This window comes from Nonomuraea phyllanthi (assembly GCF_006334985.2).
Lineage (GTDB): Bacteria > Actinomycetota > Actinomycetes > Streptosporangiales > Streptosporangiaceae > Nonomuraea > Nonomuraea phyllanthi.
Map to the genome: position 1 here is coordinate 725,114 of NZ_VDLX02000002.1, position 19,739 is coordinate 744,852.

Below are 19,739 nucleotides of genomic sequence, written 5' to 3' on the forward strand. Positions count from 1 at the left end.
GAACGTCTCGTCAAATGTGTTGCCGCGTGGCAAACTCATTCTTGCCACGCGGCATGCCACGTGGCAAGAATGCTTTCCGAATTCGTGTCATCGACTCCCGACTGGAGGGTGGACCATTGTGGTGACACAACGTGACGTGGCGCGGCTCGCGGGAGTCTCGGTGCGGACCGTCTCCAACGTCGTCAACAACTTCGCCTACGTGGCGCCGGAGACCCGCGCCGTGGTGCAGCGGGCCCTCGACGAGCTCGACTACCGGCCCAACATCGCGGCCCGGAGCCTCAACCGGGGGCGGTCCAACCTGCTGGCCCTCGTGCTGCCGCTGGACGTGCCGTACTTCACCGAGCTGGCCGGCCACGTGGTCGACCAGGCCGAGGAGCGCGGTTACACGGTGCTCATCGACCGCACCGAGGGCGTGGCCGAACGCGAGCGGCAGATCATGATGCGGCGCGACCGGTCGGCGCTCTTCGACGGGTTCATCTTCAGCCCGCTCGGTCTGACCGAGGACGAGCTGCGCCGCTGGGTGGGCAACTGCCCGGCGGTGATGCTGGGCGAGATGCGGGTGGCCGGCGTGGACCACGTCGCCATCGACGACACCGCCGCGGCCAGGGCCGCCACGGCGCACCTGATCTCGCTCGGCCGCACCAGGATCGCCGCCATCGGCGTGCCCCACGTGAAGCCGGAGAAGAGCGGGGAGCGGCCGGCGAGGCGGACCGCGGCCCACCGGTCGGCCGGATACGAGGAGGCGCTGACCGAGGCGGGGCTGCCCGTGCTGCCCGAGCTCGCCGTGCCCGTGCAGCGCTACCAGCGCCACGACGGGCGGCTCGCGATGGAGCGCCTGCTCGACCTGCCCGAGCCGCCGGACGCCGTGTTCTGCTACAACGACCTGCTCGCGCTCGGGGCGATGCGCGCCGTGCTGGCCCGGGGGCTGCGGGTGCCGCAGGACGTCGCCGTCGTCGGGTTCGACGGCATCGACGAGGGCCGCTACGCCACCCCGCCGCTGACCACCGTCGCGCCCGACAAGGCGCGGATCGCCGAGCTCGCCGTGACCCGCCTGCTGGAGCGCGTCGAGGGAGACCAGGAGCCGCCGGCCCACCTGGAGGCGCCCTGGCGGCTGCTGGTCGACGAGAGCACCACGGGTGTCCCCGGGGAGAGCGGATGACGGTCGCCCTCTCACCCCCCGGGGCGCGGCGACCGCGCGCCGCCCGCAACACCCTGTTCGTCTGGCTGTTCCTGACCCCAACCGTGCTGCTGTACGGCGCGTTCACCGTCTATCCGATCGTCGGCAGCTACGTCTACTCGCTCACCGACTGGAACGGCTTCGACGCCAGCCCGTCCTTCATCGGCGTGGCCAACTACCGCGAGGTCCTCGCCGACCCGATGTTCTGGAGCTCGTTCCGGCTGACGCTGACGTTCATGGTCGTCGCGGTGCCGATCCAGGTCCTCGCCACGCTGCTGCTCGCGATCGTCCTCAACTCGCCCCGCATGCCGCTGCGCAAGCTCTTCCGCACCGCCCTGTTCCTGCCGGTGGTCACCACCACGGCGATCGTCGGCGTGGTCATGCAGTTCGTCTTCGACCCGGCGAGCGGCCCGGTCAACCTCGCGCTGCGCGAGCTCGGCCTGGCGCCGGACGGTGTCGACTTCCTCGGGCAGTCCTCCACGGCGCTGGGCACGGCGATCGGCGTGTACGTGTGGAAGTGGTTCGGCATCACCCTCGTCTACTGGCTGGCCGCGCTGCAGACCGTCCCCAGCGAGGTGTACGAGGCGGCGCGCCTCGACGGGGCCGGCGCCCTGAACACCCTTCGGTACATCACCATGCCCCTGCTCAAGCCCTTCCTCGTCATCATCACCCTGCTGTCGATCGAGGCGTCCCTGCAGGTCTTCGACCTCGTGCTGACCATGACCGGAGGCGGCCCGTTCTACTCGACCGAGGTGATCGAGGTCTACATCTACCGCTGGGCCTTCGCCGCGACGATCCCCCGGCTCGGCTACGCGTCCGCTGCGGCCGTCCTGTTCGGGCTGTTCATCTGCCTGGTCGGGCTGCTGCAACTGCTCGCGATCCGGGCCACCCGGCGGGCCAGGGGGGCGGCGTGAGCATGACCCGCACGACCTGGCGCGGCACGCTGCGCCGGCTGCCCTGGTGGCTGGCCGCCGCCGCGCTCGCCATCGGCTGCCTGATCTGGATCTACCCGTTCCTGTGGATGGTCGCCGCGTCGCTGAAGACGTCGGCCGAGGTGTTCACCAAGGGGCTCGACCTGCTGCCGGCCGACCCGGCGTGGGAGAACTACGAGCGCGCGTGGGGCGAGGCGCAGTTCGGGAAATATCTGCTCAACACCGTGATCGTCACCGTCGCCACGGTGGTGGTCGTGGTCGTCCGGTGCGCCATGGCCGGCTATGTCATCGCCCGCCACGACTTCCGCGGGCGCCGCATCGTCATGGGCGTCCTGGTCGCCACCCTGTTCGTCCCGGCCGGATACACCATCATCCCGCTGGTCGACCTCGCGCAGCGGCTCGGCATGCTCAACTCGCTGACCGGCATGATCCTCGCCATGTCGGGTGCCGCGCACGTGGCGGCGATCCTGCTCTACGTCGGATACTTCCGCGGCATCCCCAAGGAGCTGACCGAGAGCGCGCTGATCGACGGCGCCGGGTTCACGACCGTCTTCTTCCGCATCATGCTGCCGCTGGCCAAGCCGGTGACGGCCACGGTGACCGTCCTCACCTTCCTGTCCACCTGGAACGCGTTCTTCCTGCCGCTGGTCTTCACGTTCTCCCGGCCCGACCTGCGGACCGTCAGCGTCGGCATGCTCGCGTTCGTCGGCGAGAACACCACCGACTGGTCGGGCATGGCCGCCGCGGCGACGATCTCGCTGCTGCCGGTGGTCGCGCTGTTCATCGCCCTCCAGCGCTATTTCGTCGAGGGCATCGCCGGTGCCGTCAAGTCCTAGAAATGTCGAGAAAGTGAGCGTTGTGCCTGAGACCCCCATGGTTCCCCGTCCGGAGTACCCGCGACCGCAGTTCGTCCGCGCCGCGTGGCAGTGCCTGAACGGGACCTGGCAGTTCGAGAGGGATCCCGGCGACTCCGGGCTGGAGCGCGGCCTGCTGGAGCGGGACCTGACCGGCGAGATCGTCGTGCCGTTCTGCCCCGAGTCCGCGCTGTCCGGCATCGGCGACCCGGACTTCCACCAGGCCGTCTGGTACCGCCGTACCGTCCGGGTGCCGGAGGAGTGGGCGGGGCAGCGGGTGGTGCTGCACTTCCAGGCGGTGGACCACGACGCCACGGTGTGGGTGGACGGCGTGGAGGCCGGCCGGCACCGGGGCGGGTTCACCCCGTTCTCGTGCGAGCTGGCCGGCGACGCCGACCCGGCGCACGCGTACACCGTGGTCGTGCGTGCCAGGGATCCCCGCAGCGGGCCGCAGGCGCGCGGCAAGCAGGCCACCACCTACCAGGGGCACGGCGCGCTCTACGGGCGCACCACCGGCATCTGGCAGACGGTGTGGTGCGAGCCCGTGCCCGCCACGCACCTCGGCCGGCCGCGCATCACGCCGAACGTCGCCGCGTCCGCCTTCCGGGTCACCGTCCCGGTCTCGGCCAACCGCCCCGGGCACGAGGTCCTGGTGACGGTGTCGGACGGGAGCGGCACCGTCACGCGGGCACGGGCGCGCGCCGACCTCGACCTCGCCGCCGAGGTGTGGCTGCCGCTGCCGGACGACCGGGTACGGCTGTGGTCCCCCGAGGACCCGCACCTGTACGACCTGCGCGTCGACCTGCTCGACGGCGACGGCGCCCTGGTCGACACCGCCGCGAGCTACGCCGGGCTCCGCTCGGTCACCATCGACGGGCACGCCGTCCTGCTCAACGGTGAGGTGCGCTTCCAGCGGCTCGTCCTCGACCAGGGCTACTATCCCGACGGCCTGATGACCGCGCCGTCGGACGAGGCGCTCCGCCGCGACATCGAGCTGGCCATGGACGCGGGATTCAACGGCGCCCGGCTGCACCAGAAGGTGTTCGAGGAGCGGTACCTGTACCACGCCGACCGGGCGGGGTTCCTGGTCTGGGGCGAGTTCGGCGACTGGGGCGCCGACGTGGGCGGCCCTCCCGGGCACAACCAGCAGCCGACCGCGTCGTTCGTGACCCAGTGGCTGGAGGCGGTCGAGCGCGACTACTCCCACCCGAGCATCGTCGGCTGGTGCCCGCTCAACGAGACGCCGCAGCAGCTGCACGACCGCATCACCGTGCTCGACGACGTCACCCGCGGCCTGTACCTGGCCACGAAGGCGGCCGACCTCACCCGGCCGGTGGTCGACGCCTCCGGCTACGCGCACCGGGTGCCGGGCGCCGACGTCTACGACTCGCACTGCTACGAGCAGGACCCCGAGGTGTTCGGCAAGCTGATGGGCGGCCTGGCCGAGGGGGCGCCGTACGTCAACGCCGATCGCGACGGCACGGCGTGGTCGGTGCCGTACCAGGGCCAGCCGTACTTCTGCAGCGAGTTCGGCGGCATCTGGTGGAACCCGGACGCGCGCCCCGGCGATCGCTCCTGGGGCTACGGCGAGCGCCCGACGAGCGAGGAGGAGCTCCAGCGGCGGTTCGCCGGGCTGACCGAGGTCCTGCTGAACGACCCCCGGATGTTCGGTTACTGCTACACGCAGCTCACCGACGTCTTCCAGGAGCAGAACGGCATCTACCGCTTCGACCGCACGACCAAGCTGGACGTCTCGCGGATCCGCGCCGCACAGCTCCGCCCGGCCGCCATCGAGCAGGCCGAGTAACCGGCACCCTCACAGATCGGTGTACTCATGTCTGGTTCCGCGAAGACACGTAGCAGATTAGCCATCGCCCTGATCGCCGCCTGGGCACTCCTGTGCCCGGGGGCGGTCCCGGCCCTCGCCGAGCCCGAGCCGCCGGCCGCCTCCGGGGCGAGGACGGTCGACGTCAGCGGCCGGGTGGTGGACGCCCGCGGCGGCGCGCCGGTGGAAGGCGCCACCGTGCACGCCTCCAGGACCGAGGTGTTCGCCACGACCGCGAAGGACGGCGCCTTCACCCTGACCGGCGTGCCGGAGAGCAGCGCCCTCGTGGTCGCCGCCAAGGAGGGGTACGCCTTCGCGTCCACGACCGTGGGGCGTTCGGTCACGATCGAGCTGGAGCGCGAGACCGCTCCGCCCCGGGCGGAGTATCCGCGCCCTGACGCCGACCGGCGCCCGTTCACCGGCGGCGCCTGGATGTCGCTGAACGGCACCTGGTCGTTCGACTTCGACCCCGGCGACGTGGGCGAGCGGGAGCGGTGGTTCGACCCCGGTCACGCGTTCGGCAAGGCGATCCGGGTGCCGTTCGGCTACCAGTCGCTCGCCGCCTGGGGCGAGGACGAGCTGGCGACCAAGGAGATCTTCCGCAGCGCCTTCGCCCGCTACCGGGGGACGGTCTGGTACCGGCGCTCCTTCACCGTCCCGAGAAACTTCGCCGACCGGCTGACCAGGCTCCGCATCGGGGCCGCCGACTGGGGAGCGGCGGTCTGGCTCGACGGCGAGCCCGTGCTGCCGTACTCCGGCGACGGCTACACCGAGATCGGCGCGGACCTCGGCGCGCTGGCTCCCGGCTCGACGCACACGCTGGCGATCCGGGTGGTCGCGCCGCCGACGACCCCCGACTCGCCCTACCCCCAGGGCAAGCAGACCGGCGAACCCGCCGGCGACGACACCGGCTGGTTCACCGACGTCGGCGGCATCTGGCAGTCGGTGTGGATCGAGCCGTACGCCGCCGCGCGGCTCACCGAGACGCGCGTGACCCCGGAGCTGGCCTTCGAGGGGGACGCGCGCGCCCCGTCCGAGGCCGCAGCCAGGATCGACCTCGCCGCCGACGGAGGCGACAGCGCCACCGTACGGGTGAAGGACCCGCGCGGAAGGGTCGTCGGCACCGCCGCCGTGCCGCTGACCGGCGGCCGGGGCACGGCGCGGATCCCGATCGAGCGCCCGCACCTGTGGGAGCCGGACGACCCGGCGCTCTACACCGCCGACATCCGGCTGGGTGACGACGACGGCATCCGCGCCACGTTCGGGCTGCGGACGATCGAACGCAAATGGGCCCCCGGCCACACCGGTGAGTACCAGTACATCCACCTCAACAACCGGCCCATCTACGTGCGCGGCGTCCTCGACCAGGGCTACAACCCGTGGGGCCTCTACACCTACACCGGTGTCACCGCCGGCCCCGACCTGCGCACCGGGACGGAGGCCGACCCGGGCCGGGGGTCGATCCTGCTCGACCTGCAGAACGCCAAGCGGCTCGGGTTCAACGTGATCAGGAACCACCTCAAGGTCAACGAGCCGGCGTACTACCACTGGGCCGACAAGCTCGGGCTGATGATCTGGTACGACCTGCCCAACGCGGGCTGGCACTCCCTGGGTCCGGAGGCGGAGCGGCTCTTCGAGGGGCTGCTGCGCAGCACGCTCCAGCGCGACCACAACCACCCGTCGATCGTGATCTGGACGACCTTCAACGAGTCCTGGGGCATCAGCGACGAGCCCTGGCAGCAGCCGATCCCGCCGGCGGCGTTCCCGTACGTGCGCAGGATGGTGAAGCTGGCCCACGAGCTCGACCCGGGCCGGCTGGTCGTCGACAACTCCGCCTGCTGCAAGAACGGCCACCTCGACACCGACCTGAACGACTTCCACTGGTACCTGGCCACCTACGACGAGTGGAAGAAGCTCCTGGACGGCTTCGACGCCCAGGTCGAGCCGGGTTCCACGTGGAACTTCAACGACGGCGCCCAGAGCGGGCAGCCCTGGCTCAACTCCGAGTTCGCCATCAGGGCGGGGCAGTTCCCCCACACAGCGAGCCTCTTCCGCGCCTATCCCAAGCTCAACGGCTACGTCGGAGTCCAGCTGGCCGAGACCGAGCAGGAGGTCCACAGCCCGGTCACCTTCGACCGGCAGCCGAACCAGCCGGAGTTCGTGGACCATCGGGGCAGGTCACGCGGCATCGAGATGTTCCAGGGTGACGACGCGATCTCCCTGATGGGCACGTCGGCGCGGACCGTCGAGCGCGGCGGCGCCATCGAGGTCCCGGTCAGGATCAGCCACTTCTCCGACGACGACCTGTCCGGGGCCACGCTCCGGTGGAGGATCGGCGGGTACGACGACGAGGGCCGCTGGGTCCCCGACGCCGGCGGCGGCGGCTCGCGGCCGGTCGCCCCGGCGCGGTACGGCGTCACCGAGGCCGGCACCGTGTCGGTCACCGCGCCGGCCGAGCTGCGGGTCGGGCACGTGTGGATCTGGCTGGAGGCCGGCGGCAGGACCGTCGCCGAGAACTACCTCACCTTCGACACCCCCGGCCCCGCCGACGAGCCCGGCTTCCCGGCCGGCGAGGTGACCGCGCAGCAGTGGACCGGCGGCGCCCAGGCCCACACCACCGGCGGCTCCGACTGGGTCACCGGCTACGGCCGGGGCTACTTCGAGTACACCGTCAAGGTGCCGGCCGGCACGGGCCGGGGCCGCGGGGCGACCCTGGTCGCCGAGGTCGCGTCCGCCCAGGCCCGCGGCTGGTACGACCCCAACAACAAGACGAGCGCGCGCCGCTATCCCGCCCGGCTCACCGTGTCCGTCAACGGCACGCCGCTGCCGGCGATCGTGTTGCCCGACGACCCCCACGGCCCGACGGCGCTGGCCGGGCGGTCGCGCGGCTCCCTCAAGGGGGACTTCGGCAACCGGTACGGCTACCGCGTCGCCGTCCCGATCACCGCCAGGCAGCTCGGCGACGCCGGCACCGTCACGCTCCGCTTCGCCTCCGACGGGGGCGGGCTGTCGATCTTCGGTGCCCGCTCGGGCCGCCACGGCACGCCGCCCATGCTGGTCAGCGGCCGGGTCCGCGTGCCCGACGAGCGGCCGCGGTTCCGGGCGGTCGACTCCCGGCTCTCCGTGTACCAGGCTCCGGCCGCGATCTCCCCCGGGTCCGGCACGGGGACGGCGATCGTGTCGGTGGTCAACGACACCGCCAGGACGGTGAGGGACGTCGGGGTGCGGCTGTCGGCCCCGGAGGGCTGGACCGCGACCGCCGCCGGCCCGGACCTGATCGGCTCGCTGAAGCCGGGCGAGGCCCGTCACGTCGCGTTCACCGTACGGGCGGAATCGCCGGCGCGGACCGGCCAGACGGCGGACTTCACCGCCACCGCGACCTGGGGCGGGCACGCCGTCCAGGCGGTCAGCAGGGCGACGGTGGACTTCGACCCCACGGCCTACCCCGAGGTCGGCGTGGACGACACGTTCGACACCGACTCCAGTGCCGCGTACACGCTCCACCGGCCGTCGGCGAGCGAAGCGCTGCCCCAGCTGGCCTTCGGCGGGGGGAGCCTGCGGGCGCAGGGTCCCGGCGCCTACTACGGGGTGGTCGCCCATGCCTCCGGGCCGCGGAGCCCGAGGGCCGTGGTGATCGTGGACCACGGCCAGTGGGCCGGCACGGGGAAGGGGCAGGACGCCCTGTTCAACGGGCTGGTCAAGGACGAGCGCAACTACGTCATGGCCTGGACCGGGATCAAGGGCCAGCACGGCGTGGACATCAGGATCGACGGCAGGCTCACCAACGCCTGCTGTGCCACGGCGCCCCTGGAACCGGGGGACCGCTGGGCGTTCGTCCTCGACGGCAACGCGATCAGCACCTGGGTCGACCGCGGGCACGGCTGGGGCTGGACGAAGATCATGACAGCCACGACCCAGGGCCGCGTGGACTTCACCCGGCCCGGCGCGCTGGACGGCTGGCACTACGCCGCGGGCCTGCGCGGCAACGCCGGGACCCAGGCGATCGGCCGCCTCGTGGGCCGCAGCGACCCCGGCTGAGGGAGGAGAGGGGCTGGTGCACCTTTTGTCCGGATCGGTTACTCGCATCGGCGGGGGGTAGGCGGTCCGGGATGGGAGGGAAGCGACATGACCAACGGCGGGTACTGGCAGTACGGCTTCGGTCCGATGGACGATCTCCTCGCCCGGTTCTTCGGCTTCGGCCAGCCCCAGTTCTCAGGACGGGTCGACCTCGGCCGGCTGCTCAGTGAGGACGCGATAGCTCTGCTGCGGGTCGCGGCGGAGCGCGCGTCCTCCTGGGGCGCCGACTATCTCGACACCGAGCATCTGCTGTTCGCGGCGACCCAGGTGGATGCCGCCAAGGGGCTGCTGGAGCAGGCCGGGGCGGATCCTGCGGCGATCGCCGCCGCGGTGGAGGAGGCCGTCGAGCAGCGCGAGCCACGCCAGGGGCCGATGCCGCTGTCGCCCGCCGCCAAGCGGGCGCTGCTGGACGCCCGGCAGCTCGCCCGGGCCACCGGCGCCTCGTACATCGGGGCGCCGCACCTCGTCCTGGCCCTGTCGGCGAACCCGGCGTCGGCGGCCGGGCGGATCCTGCGCGGCTCCCACGTCACCCCGGAGGCGCTGGCACCCGAGGCCGAGCGCCCGCCCGGGCGGCAACCGGCCAGCACCACGCCCACGCTCGACCAGTACGGCCGGGACCTCACGGCGGCGGCCCGCGAGGGCAGGATCGATCCGGTGATCGGCCGCGGCGACCAGATCGCCCAGGCGACGGAGGTCCTGTCGCGGCGGACCAAGAACAACCCGGCACTGCTCGGCGAGCCGGGCGTCGGGAAGACCGCCATCGTCGAGGGCCTGGCGCAGCGCATCGTCGGCGGCGCCGTGCCGGGCGCGCTCAAGAACAAGCGGGTGGTCCAGCTGGACGTCGCCGCGATGGTGGCGGGGACGAAGTACCGCGGCGAGTTCGAGGAGCGCCTGACCAAGGTCATGGACGAGATCCGCGCGCACGGCGACGAGCTGATCATCTTCATCGACGAGCTGCACACGGTCGTGGGCGCGGGCGGCGCCGAGGGCGCCATCGACGCGGCCAACATGCTCAAGCCCGCACTGTCACGCGGCGAGCTCCACGTGATCGGCGCGACCACGCTGGACGAATACCGCAGGTACGTCGAGAAGGACGCCGCCCTGGAGCGGCGCTTCCAGCCGATCCTCGTCCCCGAGCCCAGCGTCGAGGACACCATCGAGATCCTGCGCGGGCTCCGCGACCAGTACGAGGCGCACCACCAGGTCAAGTTCACCGACGACGCGCTCGACGCCGCGGCCGAGCTGTCCGACCGGTACGTCTCCGGCCGGTTCCTGCCCGACAAGGCCATCGACCTGGTGGACCAGGCGGGCGCCCGGGTGGCGCTGTCCGCCACGATCACCCCGGAGGGCGCGCGGGAGCTGGAGGAGCGCCTCGAGCAGCGACAGCGCGAGAAGGACCAGGCGGTGGCGAGCGAGGACTACGAGCGGGCCCGGGAGCTGCGTGACGAGGTCGCGGAGCTGCGGGCCCAGATCGCGCAGACGGGCGACGGCCACCGGGGCGTGCCCCAGGTGACCGCGAACGACATCGCCGAGGTCGTCTCCCGCGCCACCGGCATCCCCGTGGCCCAGCTCACCCAGGAGGAGAAGGACCGGCTGCTGGCCCTGGAGGAGCACCTGCACCAGCGGGTGATCGGCCAGGACGAGGCGGTCATGGCGGTGGCCGAGGCCGTGCGCCGCTCCCGGGCCGGGATGAGCAGCCCCAACCGCCCGATCGGCTCCTTCCTGTTCCTCGGCCCCACGGGCGTGGGCAAGACGGAGCTGGCCCGCGCGCTGGCCGAAGCCCTCTTCGGCGCGCACGACCGGATGGTCCGCTTCGACATGAGCGAGTTCCAGGAGCGCCACACCGCCTCCAGGCTGGTCGGGGCCCCGCCCGGATACGTGGGGTACGAGGAGGCCGGCCAGCTCACCGAGCAGGTACGCCGCAAGCCCTACTCGGTGATCCTGCTGGACGAGATCGAGAAGGCGCATCCCGACCTGTTCAACCTGCTGCTCCAGGTGCTCGACGACGGGCGGCTGACCGACGGGCAGGGCCGTACCGTCGACTTCCGGCACACCGTGGTGATCATGACCTCCAACATCGGGGCGGACCTCATCATGGCCGAGCCCGACGAGACGGCCGCCGTCCTGCGCGCCCGGCTCCTGCGCCTGCTCCAGCAGCGCTTCCGGCCCGAGTTCCTGAACCGGGTGGACGAGATCATCGTCTTCCACGGCCTGGACGGCGAGCAGCTCCGCCAGATCACCAGGCTCATGCTGGAGGAGACCCGGCGGCACCTGCACGCCCAGAACGTGGAGCTGGAGCTCGAACCCGTGGCCGTCGACTGGCTGGCCAGGGAGGGCTACCAGCCGCACTTCGGCGCCCGGCCGCTGCGCCGCACGATCCAGCGCAAGCTGGACAACACGCTGTCCCGGCTGCTCCTGGACGGCACGCTGCGGCCCGGGCAGCGGGCGCACATCGGCGTGCGCGACGGAGACCTGGCGCTCACGGTGCTGGGTGAGGGCGCCGAACCGGGGCCGGACACCAGGCCGGACGTGCTCATGAGCCCCGAGCTCCGGGTCGACCAGAAGAGGCCGGAAGACCCCGGCGCGTACCTCTGAACCCTCGCTGGAGCGGGGGCGAGAACGCTCGCCGAAACCGGGGCGAGCCCGCCCCGGACCCAGGTCACTTATCGTGGGTTCCGTGACCGACGGCCATCGTGAGCAGCTCAAAGCGTTCCTCCGCGCCAAGAGGGAGGCCCTCAGGCCCGCCGACGTCGGCATGCCCGACGCGGGGCGGCGCCGCACTCCCGGGCTGCGCCGGGAGGAGGTGGCCGTGCTCGCCGGGGTCGGGGTGTCCTGGTACACGTGGCTGGAGCAGGGCCGCGACATCAAGGTCTCCGGCGCCGTGCTCGATGCCGTCGCCCGCGCCCTGATGCTCGACGAGGCCGAGCGGACGCACCTCTACGTGCTGGCCGGGCTGAACCCGCCCGAGCCCACGGGCCGGCCGGGCGCGCCGGTGAGCGGGCACCTGCGCGGGGTGCTCGACGCGTGGATGCCCAACCCGGCGCACGTGCTGGACCGGCATTACGACCTGGTGGCGACGAACGAGGCGTCCCGGTGGGTGTTCGGGTTCGACGACGACGTCCGCAACTGCATGGTGGCGTTCTTCACCCATCCGGTCTATCGCGGGCGGTTCACCTCGTGGCACGAGTTCGCTCCCGACATGGTGGCCGACTTCCGCGCCTCCGCGGCCCGCTATCCCGACGACCCGGCCTTCGGGCGGATCGCCGACGAGCTGCGTGCCGCCAGCCCGGAGTTCGCCGAGCTGTGGGCGCGGGCGGACGTGCGCGCCCGGTCCGAGGGCATCAAGGCGATCACCCATCCCGACGTGGGCGACCTCACGTTCGAGTACTCGATGATGCGGCTCCCGGACCGTACGGACCTCAACGTGGTGCTGCACACGCCGCGTCCCGGCACCGGCACCAAGGAGAGGCTGGAGAGCCTGGTGGTGGCACACCCAGGATGAGCTGACACTGCCTGCCGGAGTGCCGTCCGGCCACGATGGACGGCATGAAGGCGATCACGATTCCCGAGTTCGGCGGTGCCGACGTCCTCCGCCTCGCGGAGGTCGAGCTCCCCGCGCCAGGGCCCGGCCAGGTCTCCATCGACGTGTCCTACGCCGGCGCCAACTTCGCCGAGATCCTCTACCGGCAGGGCATGGTGGACGTGCCCCTGCCGTTCGTCCCCGGCATCGAGGTCTCCGGCCGGGTCCGGGCGCTCGGTCCCGGAGTCGAGCACCTCCGGGTGGGCCAGCCGGTCGCCGCCCTGACCATCGTCGACAGCGGCGGCTACGCCGAGGCCGTGAACACCTCCGCCGACCTGGTGGTCCCGCTGGACGGCCATGGCCTGGAGCTGGGCGTCGCGGCGGCGCTGCCGTCCAACAGCACCACCGCGTTCCTCGTGCTCGACCGGGTGGCCCGCGTCGCGCCGGGGGAGAGCGTGCTCGTCCACGCCGCGGCCGGAGGCGTGGGCAGCCAGCTCGGCCAGGCCGCCCGGCTGCTGGGCGCGGGCCGCGTGGTGGGCACCGTGGGCAGCCCGGCCAAGATCGAGGCGGCTCGGGCGTTCGGCTACGACGAGGTCGTCCTGCGCGAGCAGGTGGCCGGGGCCAATCCTTTCGACATCGTGGTGGACATGGTCGGGGGTCCCGTACGCCGGAGCAGCCTCGACCTGCTCGCGCCGATGGGCCGGATGGTGGTGATGGGCAACGCGTCCGGCGCCGACGACGTCGGGATCCCGGCCAACGAGCTGTGGTTCACCAACAGGACGGTGTCCGGGTTCAACCTGGCCGCGTTCTGCGCCGCCTTCCCCGCTGAGGCGGGCCGGGCGCTGCACCGGGCGGTGGCCGCGGCCGCGAGCGGGCAGCTGCGGGTGCGGGTGGAGTCGCTGCGGCTGGAGCAGGCCGCGCAGGCGCACCGCCGCATCGAGTCCGGCCGTACCACCGGCAAGCTGGTCCTCGAAGTCTGAGGCCGGAGGCCGTCACTGTGGTGGTTCAGCCGCCGTCGCTCGGGAGCCGGGCCTCACCCGCCGGCCGGCGGACCGCGGCCTCGACCAGCTCGCGGACCCGCGCGGCCGGCACGGCGACGCCGGGCGTCCCGAGCGTCCAGCGGAGGAAGTCCTCGACGTTCATGGGCGGCACCTCGCCGAGGTAGGGCCGGATGTAGACCGGCGTGTCCGGCTCGCTGCGCCAGCCGGCGGCGAGCGGGCCGATGTCCACCGCGTCATGCCCCAGGATGTCCAGAAGCCGGGCGGCTTCGGCCTTGGCGTCCGCGTCGTCCCCGGCCATGGGCAGGGCGCTGCGGTCCGGCGCGCCCGCCGGCCTGGCGAGCGAGCGGATCTGGTGCGGGGTGATGGTGTTGAGCGCCTTGACCACCCGGGAGCCGGGGAGCAGGCGTTGCAGGAGAGCGCTGGAGGTCAGCCCGCCCGCGTCCAGCTCGGGCAGGTGGCCGTCCCGCTCGGGGTAGTAGTTCGCCGTGTCCAGCACCGTCCTGCCGGCCAGCGCGCCTGCGGGGAGGTGCTCCCAGGCCCCCAGCGGTACGGCCGCCACCACCAGGTCCCCGGCCCGTGCCGCCTCCGCCGGCGTGCCCGCTCGGGCGCGCCCGCCCAGGTCGGCGACCAGATCCGCGAGCGTCTCGGGGCCTCGCGAATTGCTGACGACGACCTCGAGGCCCGCCGCGACGGCCAGGCGGGCGACGGAGGTCCCCATCATCCCGCTGCCGATGAGTCCGAGTGTCCGAGGCATGCTTTCGCTCCCTTCGTTCATGAATGCCGCTGCATGTTGCTGGATGCCACTGGATGCCGCGACGAGGGGCCGTCGCGGGTGGCTCGCGTGACAGCGTGGATCCGCCGGGAGTGCCCGGACCAGGCCCGCGTCCTGCGTACGCACGGCCTGATCACCCGCCGCCCGCACGGACGTAGGGTTGGCGCGTGAGCGACAGGACGGAGCTGAGCACGTTCCTCAAGTCACGCCGCGCCCGCCTGCGGCCGGAGGACGTCGGGCTGCGTGACCACGGCGGGGCGCGCCGGGTCGCCGGCCTGCGGCGCGAGGAGCTGGCCGGGCTGGCGGGCGTGAGCATCGCCCACTACACCCGCCTGGAGCAGGGCAAGGGCGACAGCGTCTCGGACGAGGTCCTGAACGCCGTCGGCACGGCGCTGCGCCTCGACCGGGACGAGCTGGCCTACCTGCACCGCATCGCCCGGCCTCCCGCGCCGTGCGCCGCGGCCCCGTCGCAGGTCCCTCCTGGCCTGCGCTACCTGCTGGAGTCGTTCGTGATGACGCCGGCGCTGGTGGTCGGCCGGCACACCCAGATCGTCGGATGGAACCGGCTCGCCGTGGCGGTCTTCGGCGACTTCCCCGCGCTGCCGGAGGAGCGCCGTACGCTCTCGCACCTGCTGTTCACCGAGCCCTACCTGCGCGAGCTGCACCGCGCCGGCTGGGAGCGGGCGGCACGCGAGCACGTGGCGCACCTGCGCGTCCTGCTCGGGCGCTACCACGGTGACCAGGGGCTCGCGGCGCACCTCCGCCACCTGCGGGAGCTGAGCGCCGACTTCGCGCGGATGTGGGCGGAGCACCCGGTCGCGCAGGTCCGGTCCCGGACGTACGAGCTGCACCACCCGGTCGTGGGCGCGCTGACCCTGCACGGCGAGCTCGTCAAGCTCCCCGACGAGCCGTCCTGCTACGGGCTCGACCTGTTCGCCGCCGAGCCGGGATCGACCTCCGAGCAGGCCCTGCGGCAACTCGGGAACCTGTAGACGGCAGTCGGGCATGCCTGATTCGTGGAGGGACGACACGGAGAGCGCCGTCCCTCCAGACTCATGCCGGTTTACGCGGGGAGGATCGAGCCGCTCGGCGAGATGTCGGCGGCTTGGTAGACCTCGAACAGTTCGCCGTCGAAGTAGGGAGACAAGCTCGTGTCGAAGCGGAGGTCACCGTCGGTGTCGGCGACGCTGACGGTCATGCCGTTGAGGTATCCCATGAGCTTGCTCTTGTGGTAGCCCAACAGCCATGACGAGCCGAGGGAGCCTTCACCGGTGAACGGGGAATCGACGGCGGTGAATTCCTCGGCCTTCACGCTGGGTGCCTGGGCGGTGGTTGTGCGGCCGCTGGACGACTCGAGGGTCTGACCCGTGTAAGGCCGCGTACCATCGGGGTGAGGGCCGGCCGGGTAGCCGAAGACATCGACCGCGGAGCCGGACGGCTGATTCCAGGCCAGGCCCTGTCCGCCGACGTTGTCGACCAGAGTTCCGACGTCGGTCACTTCATGGGAGGCAGAGGAGACCACGCCGCTGTAGACGTTGACGAAGGCGTAGTCGCGGTCGTAGTCGTTGAACAACAGGAAGTCGTAATGCCCGGCAACCTGTTTTCCGACGTAGAGGCCCCATGGCGCGGTGCCGGCGGAGTAGCCGGGAACGAAGACCCACCTGTCGAGAGTGGAGCCGGGGCGCTGTGTGTCGTACACGCAGTGACCGGCCGTGGCGACGACGTTGCGGTACTGCGACTGAACGGCGGTGCCACTGCACCAGTGGGGCAGGCCGTCGGCGCCGATGAAGAACACCTTGCCCGAGGTGGTGGGGGTCTTGGTGTCCGTGTCGCCGGCGTCGGCCGGGGGCACCGGCGGCACTACACCGGGCTCGGTGCCTGAAGCGCCGCCAGCGGAGATGACCTTGCGGACGGAGGTCTGGATGTTGTACGGGGTGGCGTTCGCCAGGTTGGCACCGCCATTGCCGAGCCAGAACGTCGCGACCTCGACAGCGGTCGCTTGAGTAGCGGCCAGAGGGTCGGTCGGCACGAGGGAGGCGCTGGCCGGCGCCGCCACGAGGGGGGAGGCCAACAAGCCGACAGCTAATGCGACTGGAACTCGCTTCATCACATGCATCTCCATTTCTCCTTGGGTTTAGCAACGTGTCATTCGAATGGAAGTTCGCCTTCGAGTGATCGACGCTACCTGCCGACCGCATGATGATCAAGCGTTGGTGTGCCTCGCGGTGCACCCGTCGGCGGCACCGCGCCCGTCCGCCTAGTGTGAGGAGGTGAGCGCCTTCGCCGACCCGATGCCCGCCGCTCTGGCGCCGTTCGTGGTGGCGCTGAGCGCGTACGACCTCGGGCCGGGCCTGGCCGGCGTTCATCGCGGGCTTCCCTCAAGCACGGTGTCGATCACGATCCCCGAGGAGGAGCCGCTCGAGATCGGATGGGTGGGGCGGCCCGGCTCGCGTGAGCGGTTCAGGGCCGCCGTGGCCGGGCTTCATCTGAGCGCGGCCGAGCTGAGGCAGGAGCGGTGCACGCGCGGCGTGTGGCTGACGCTCAGCCCGCTGGGAGCCGGCGCGTTGCTGGGACTTCCGGCGTCGGCGCTGGCCGGGGAGATCGCCGATCTCGCCGATGTCGCCCCGGCGATGGCGGATCTGCCCGAGCGCCTGGCGGCCTGCCGGTCCTGGCCGGAGCGTCGCGCCCTCGTCGAGCGCCGCCTGCTCGCCGGCCTGGCCAGGCACGGCGACCGCGCCGGCCGCCACGGGTTGCGGGCCACGCTCGCGGCTCTGTCCGGCACCACCCGGGTGGAGGAGGCCGCTCGGTTGCTGGGGTGCTCCCGGCGGCACCTGAGCAGTACGGTTCGCGGCGAGTTCGGGGTGACGCCGAAGGAGTACCAGCGGCTCGTCCGCTTCGAGAGCGCCCGGGGGCGGATGGTGGCCGCCGCGCGTAAGGGGAGGGTCGGTCTGGCGGCGGTGGCCGCCGGATCGGGCTTCGCCGATCAGGCGCATCTCACCCGGGAGTGGCGGGCCATGACCGGGTACACGCCCACCGAATGGTTGCGCGCCGAGGGTGGCCTGACCGCGTAGGGCCGGCCGAGGAGTGTGCGGCCGGTCGGCGGCGCGACGCGGGCGGGGTCCGTTCCCAGATGTTCAAGACTCCGCCGCCGCCCCGCCCCGACGATGGGGCTCATGACACCTGACATCCACCTCTCTCCCCGTCTCATCGTCCCCGACCCCGACCGCGCGTCGGCGTTCTACCAGGACGCGCTCGGCGCCGAGCAGGTGTTCCGCGCCCCGCCGGGCGACGACGGGCGGCCCGCCGTCGTCGATCACCGCATCGGTGCGGCGTCCTTCCGGGTCTCGCCGGCCGTGCGGCCGTGGGGCTGGCTCTCGCCCCATGACCTCGGCGGTTCCGCGGTGCTCCTCGAGATCGAGGTGGAGGAGCCGGACGCGGTCGGCGAGCGCATGGTGGCCCAGGGCGCGGAGGTGGTCGTGCCGATCGAGGACCGGCCGTACGGCAAGCGCTCGGGCCGCATCCGTGACCCGTTCGGCCACCTGTGGATCATCACCGGCGAGCTCTGCCACGCATAAACCCTACCGGCGTATCGTTTCCGCGTGTTAACTTGAACATCAATGTTCGAGTTAAGGAGACGCGGATGAGTTCCGACATGACCGCCACCAGGGCGCGTACGGGCGGGTGGGGCCTGCTCGTGCTGCTCTGCCTGGCCCAGTTCATGCTGATCGTCGACATCACGGTCGTGCAGGTGGCGCTGCCCACCATCGGCACGGACCTCGCGCTCGGCCGCGAGTCGCTGACCTGGGTGGTGACCACGTACACGCTCTGCTTCGGCGGGCTGATGGTGCTCGGCGGGCGACTCGCCGACGCGTGGGGCGCCCGCCGCACGCTCATGGCGGGGCTGGGGCTGTTCACGGCGGCCTCGCTGGTGTGCGGCCTCGCCGGGAGCGGCGCGATGCTGATCGCCGGGCGGGCGCTGCAGGGCGTCGGCGCCGCGCTGCTGTCCCCCGCTGCCCTGGCCGCGATCACGGTCGCCTTCACGGGCGAGCGGCGGGGCCGCGCGCTCGGCGTCTGGGCCGCCGTCGGCGGCACCGGCGCGGCCCTGGGCGTGCTGCTCGGTGGCGTGCTGACCGCGGGGCCCGGCTGGACGTGGGTCTTCTTCGTGAACGCCCCGATCGGCCTGGTGGTGCTCGCCGCCGTGCCGCCGATGGTGGCGGCCACGCCCGGCCGGCGCGAGCGGCTGGACGTGCCCGGCGCCCTGCTCGTCACGCTGGCGACGGCCCTGCTGATCTACGGGCTGGTGGCCGCGGGCGACGCCGGGTGGGGATCCCCTGGTACGGTGCTGCCGCTGGCCGGGTCGGCGCTGCTGTACGCCGCGTTCGTGAAGGTCGAGCGGTCGGTACGGTCCCCGCTGATGCGGGCCGCGACGCTGGCCAGGCGGCCGGTGATCTCGGGGACGTTCGTGATGCTGGTGGCGACGGGGCTGATGCTGGGCCTGTTCTTCCTCAGCTCGCTCTACCTCCAGAACGTGCTGGGGCTCGGCGCGCTGGAGACCGGGCTGCTGTTCCTGCCCGTGGCCGTCGCGATCACGATCGGCGCGCAGGCGGGCGGGCATCTCGTGGGCAGGATCGGCGGGCGGCCGGTGGCGGTGGCGTCCTTCGTGCTGACCGCGGCCGGGGCGGCGCTCATGACGCGCGTCTCGCCCGGCGCGAGCGCGTACGCCACGCTGCTGCCGGGCTTCGTCCTGGCCGCCCTGGGCATCGGGCCGGCTTTCGTGACCGCCACGACCACGACCATGGCCAACGTCCCGCCCGGCGAGAACGGCGTCGCCTCCGGCGTCATCAACACCTTCCACGAGCTGGGCGGCTCGATCGGCGTGGCCGTCGTCTCCACGGTCGCGGCGTCCAGCCTCGTGCCCGGCGCGGCGGCGGGCGTCGGCGGCTTCGTCTCGGGGTTCACGCTCTGCGCGGCCGTCGCGGGCGCGGCGGCGGTCGTCGCGCTGTGGCTGGTGCCCCGGGGCCGGCCGGCGGCGGCGTTCGTCGGCCACGGCCACGGCCACAGCCACGGCCACAGTCTCGGCCACGGCCACAGTCACAGTCACGGTCGCGGCCGCGGTCACTGATGCGGACGGCGGGTGATCGGCCGCGGCGGGGGCGGGTCGCCGACCGAGCGCGACCGCGGGAAGTTGACGAGGTCGCGGCGGCTATGGCAAGCTGAAGGCGGCAGCGAGGTTGACGATTACATTAAGTGTGGACAGCTGTTTCTTAGTTGCGCTATGCTGCTCCCTCGCGCCGTTTGTGGACGCCCCGGTTAATTCCCGGGGCGTTTGGCGTGCGCGCAGTTCGACTCCATCCGTGCTCTCCGGAAGGACATCTGTTGGCAGCCTCGCGCAACGCCTCCGCCGTACCCGCTGGTCCCCGTCGCGTGTCTTTCGCGCGCATCCAGGAGCCCCTCGAAGTTCCTGATCTTCTGGCCCTGCAGACCGAGTCTTTCGACTGGTTGCTCGGAAACGAGAAGTGGAAGGCCCGGGTTGAGGCGGCTCGCCAGGCCGGGCGCAGGGACGTCCCGACGCAGTCGGGCC

General features: G+C 72.2%; 15 protein-coding genes. 13 read left to right on the top strand and 2 right to left on the bottom strand.

Translation table 11 applies throughout. From position 1 onward, the window contains the following. Positions 1-118: 118 nt before the first annotated feature. The 8 genes from FH608_RS08905 to FH608_RS08940 all read left to right on the top strand — a co-directional run bounded on the left by FH608_RS08905 (position 119) and on the right by FH608_RS08940 (position 13,365). Complete coding sequence (locus FH608_RS08905; RefSeq protein ID WP_226899166.1) at positions 119-1,159, top strand: LacI family DNA-binding transcriptional regulator; 1,041 nt, start codon at positions 119-121, stop codon at positions 1,157-1,159. Then, positions 1,156-2,091 (top strand): carbohydrate ABC transporter permease, encoded by a 936-nt coding sequence (locus tag FH608_RS08910; protein WP_139629863.1) that lies wholly within the window; start codon positions 1,156-1,158, stop codon positions 2,089-2,091. The genes FH608_RS08905 and FH608_RS08910 overlap by 4 nt, the downstream gene beginning before the upstream one ends. A gap of 2 nt (positions 2,092-2,093) precedes the next feature. Then, positions 2,094-2,945: a carbohydrate ABC transporter permease gene (locus tag FH608_RS08915; RefSeq protein ID WP_139629960.1), complete on the top strand. Its 852-nt coding sequence runs from the start codon at positions 2,094-2,096 to the stop codon at positions 2,943-2,945. Positions 2,946-2,967: 22 nt separating this feature from the next. Further along, positions 2,968-4,770, top strand: coding sequence for a glycoside hydrolase family 2 protein (locus FH608_RS08920; protein WP_226899168.1), 1,803 nt, complete (start codon positions 2,968-2,970; stop codon positions 4,768-4,770). 27 nt (positions 4,771-4,797) lie between these two features. Continuing rightward, complete coding sequence (locus FH608_RS08925; RefSeq protein WP_139629864.1) at positions 4,798-8,826, top strand: glycoside hydrolase family 2 TIM barrel-domain containing protein; 4,029 nt, start codon at positions 4,798-4,800, stop codon at positions 8,824-8,826. A gap of 87 nt (positions 8,827-8,913) precedes the next feature. After that, the gene (locus tag FH608_RS08930) at positions 8,914-11,460 is read left to right on the top strand and encodes an ATP-dependent Clp protease ATP-binding subunit (RefSeq protein ID WP_139629865.1); all 2,547 of its coding nucleotides are present in this window, start codon (positions 8,914-8,916) and stop codon (positions 11,458-11,460) included. A gap of 82 nt (positions 11,461-11,542) precedes the next feature. Further along, positions 11,543-12,367, top strand: a complete 825-nt coding sequence (locus tag FH608_RS08935) for a helix-turn-helix transcriptional regulator (RefSeq protein ID WP_226899169.1) — start codon at positions 11,543-11,545, stop codon at positions 12,365-12,367. A gap of 44 nt (positions 12,368-12,411) precedes the next feature. Further along, positions 12,412-13,365: a quinone oxidoreductase family protein gene (locus FH608_RS08940; RefSeq protein WP_193318309.1), complete on the top strand. Its 954-nt coding sequence runs from the start codon at positions 12,412-12,414 to the stop codon at positions 13,363-13,365. Between the two features lie 25 nt (positions 13,366-13,390). Here FH608_RS08940 and FH608_RS08945 read toward each other — a convergent pair whose 3' ends face one another. Then, a complete protein-coding gene (locus FH608_RS08945) occupies positions 13,391-14,140 on the bottom strand; it encodes an NADPH-dependent F420 reductase (protein WP_139629868.1) in 750 nt (249 codons plus the stop codon). A 185-nt stretch (positions 14,141-14,325) separates the two neighbouring features. Between FH608_RS08945 and FH608_RS08950 the strand changes: the two genes are divergently transcribed. After that, positions 14,326-15,150 carry a helix-turn-helix domain-containing protein gene (locus FH608_RS08950; protein WP_139629869.1) on the top strand — a complete coding sequence of 275 codons (825 nt, stop codon included), beginning with the start codon at positions 14,326-14,328 and terminating at the stop codon, positions 15,148-15,150. A gap of 71 nt (positions 15,151-15,221) precedes the next feature. Here FH608_RS08950 and FH608_RS08955 read toward each other — a convergent pair whose 3' ends face one another. Next, positions 15,222-16,280: a trypsin-like serine peptidase gene (locus tag FH608_RS08955; protein WP_226899171.1), complete on the bottom strand. Its 1,059-nt coding sequence runs from the start codon at positions 16,278-16,280 to the stop codon at positions 15,222-15,224. A 148-nt stretch (positions 16,281-16,428) separates the two neighbouring features. Between FH608_RS08955 and FH608_RS08960 the strand changes: the two genes are divergently transcribed. The 4 genes from FH608_RS08960 to FH608_RS08975 form a co-directional block, all read left to right on the top strand. Next, a complete protein-coding gene (locus FH608_RS08960) occupies positions 16,429-17,229 on the top strand; it encodes a helix-turn-helix domain-containing protein (protein ID WP_226899173.1) in 801 nt (266 codons plus the stop codon). A gap of 102 nt (positions 17,230-17,331) precedes the next feature. After that, on the top strand, positions 17,332-17,733 hold the full coding sequence (locus FH608_RS08965) for a VOC family protein (protein WP_139629870.1): 402 nt from the start codon (positions 17,332-17,334) through the stop codon (positions 17,731-17,733). A 65-nt stretch (positions 17,734-17,798) separates the two neighbouring features. Continuing rightward, positions 17,799-19,280 (top strand): MFS transporter, encoded by a 1,482-nt coding sequence (locus FH608_RS08970; protein ID WP_139629871.1) that lies wholly within the window; start codon positions 17,799-17,801, stop codon positions 19,278-19,280. Positions 19,281-19,534: 254 nt separating this feature from the next. Then, the coding region (locus tag FH608_RS08975) for a hypothetical protein (protein WP_139629872.1) at positions 19,535-19,739 on the top strand (205 nt) is incomplete at its 3' end.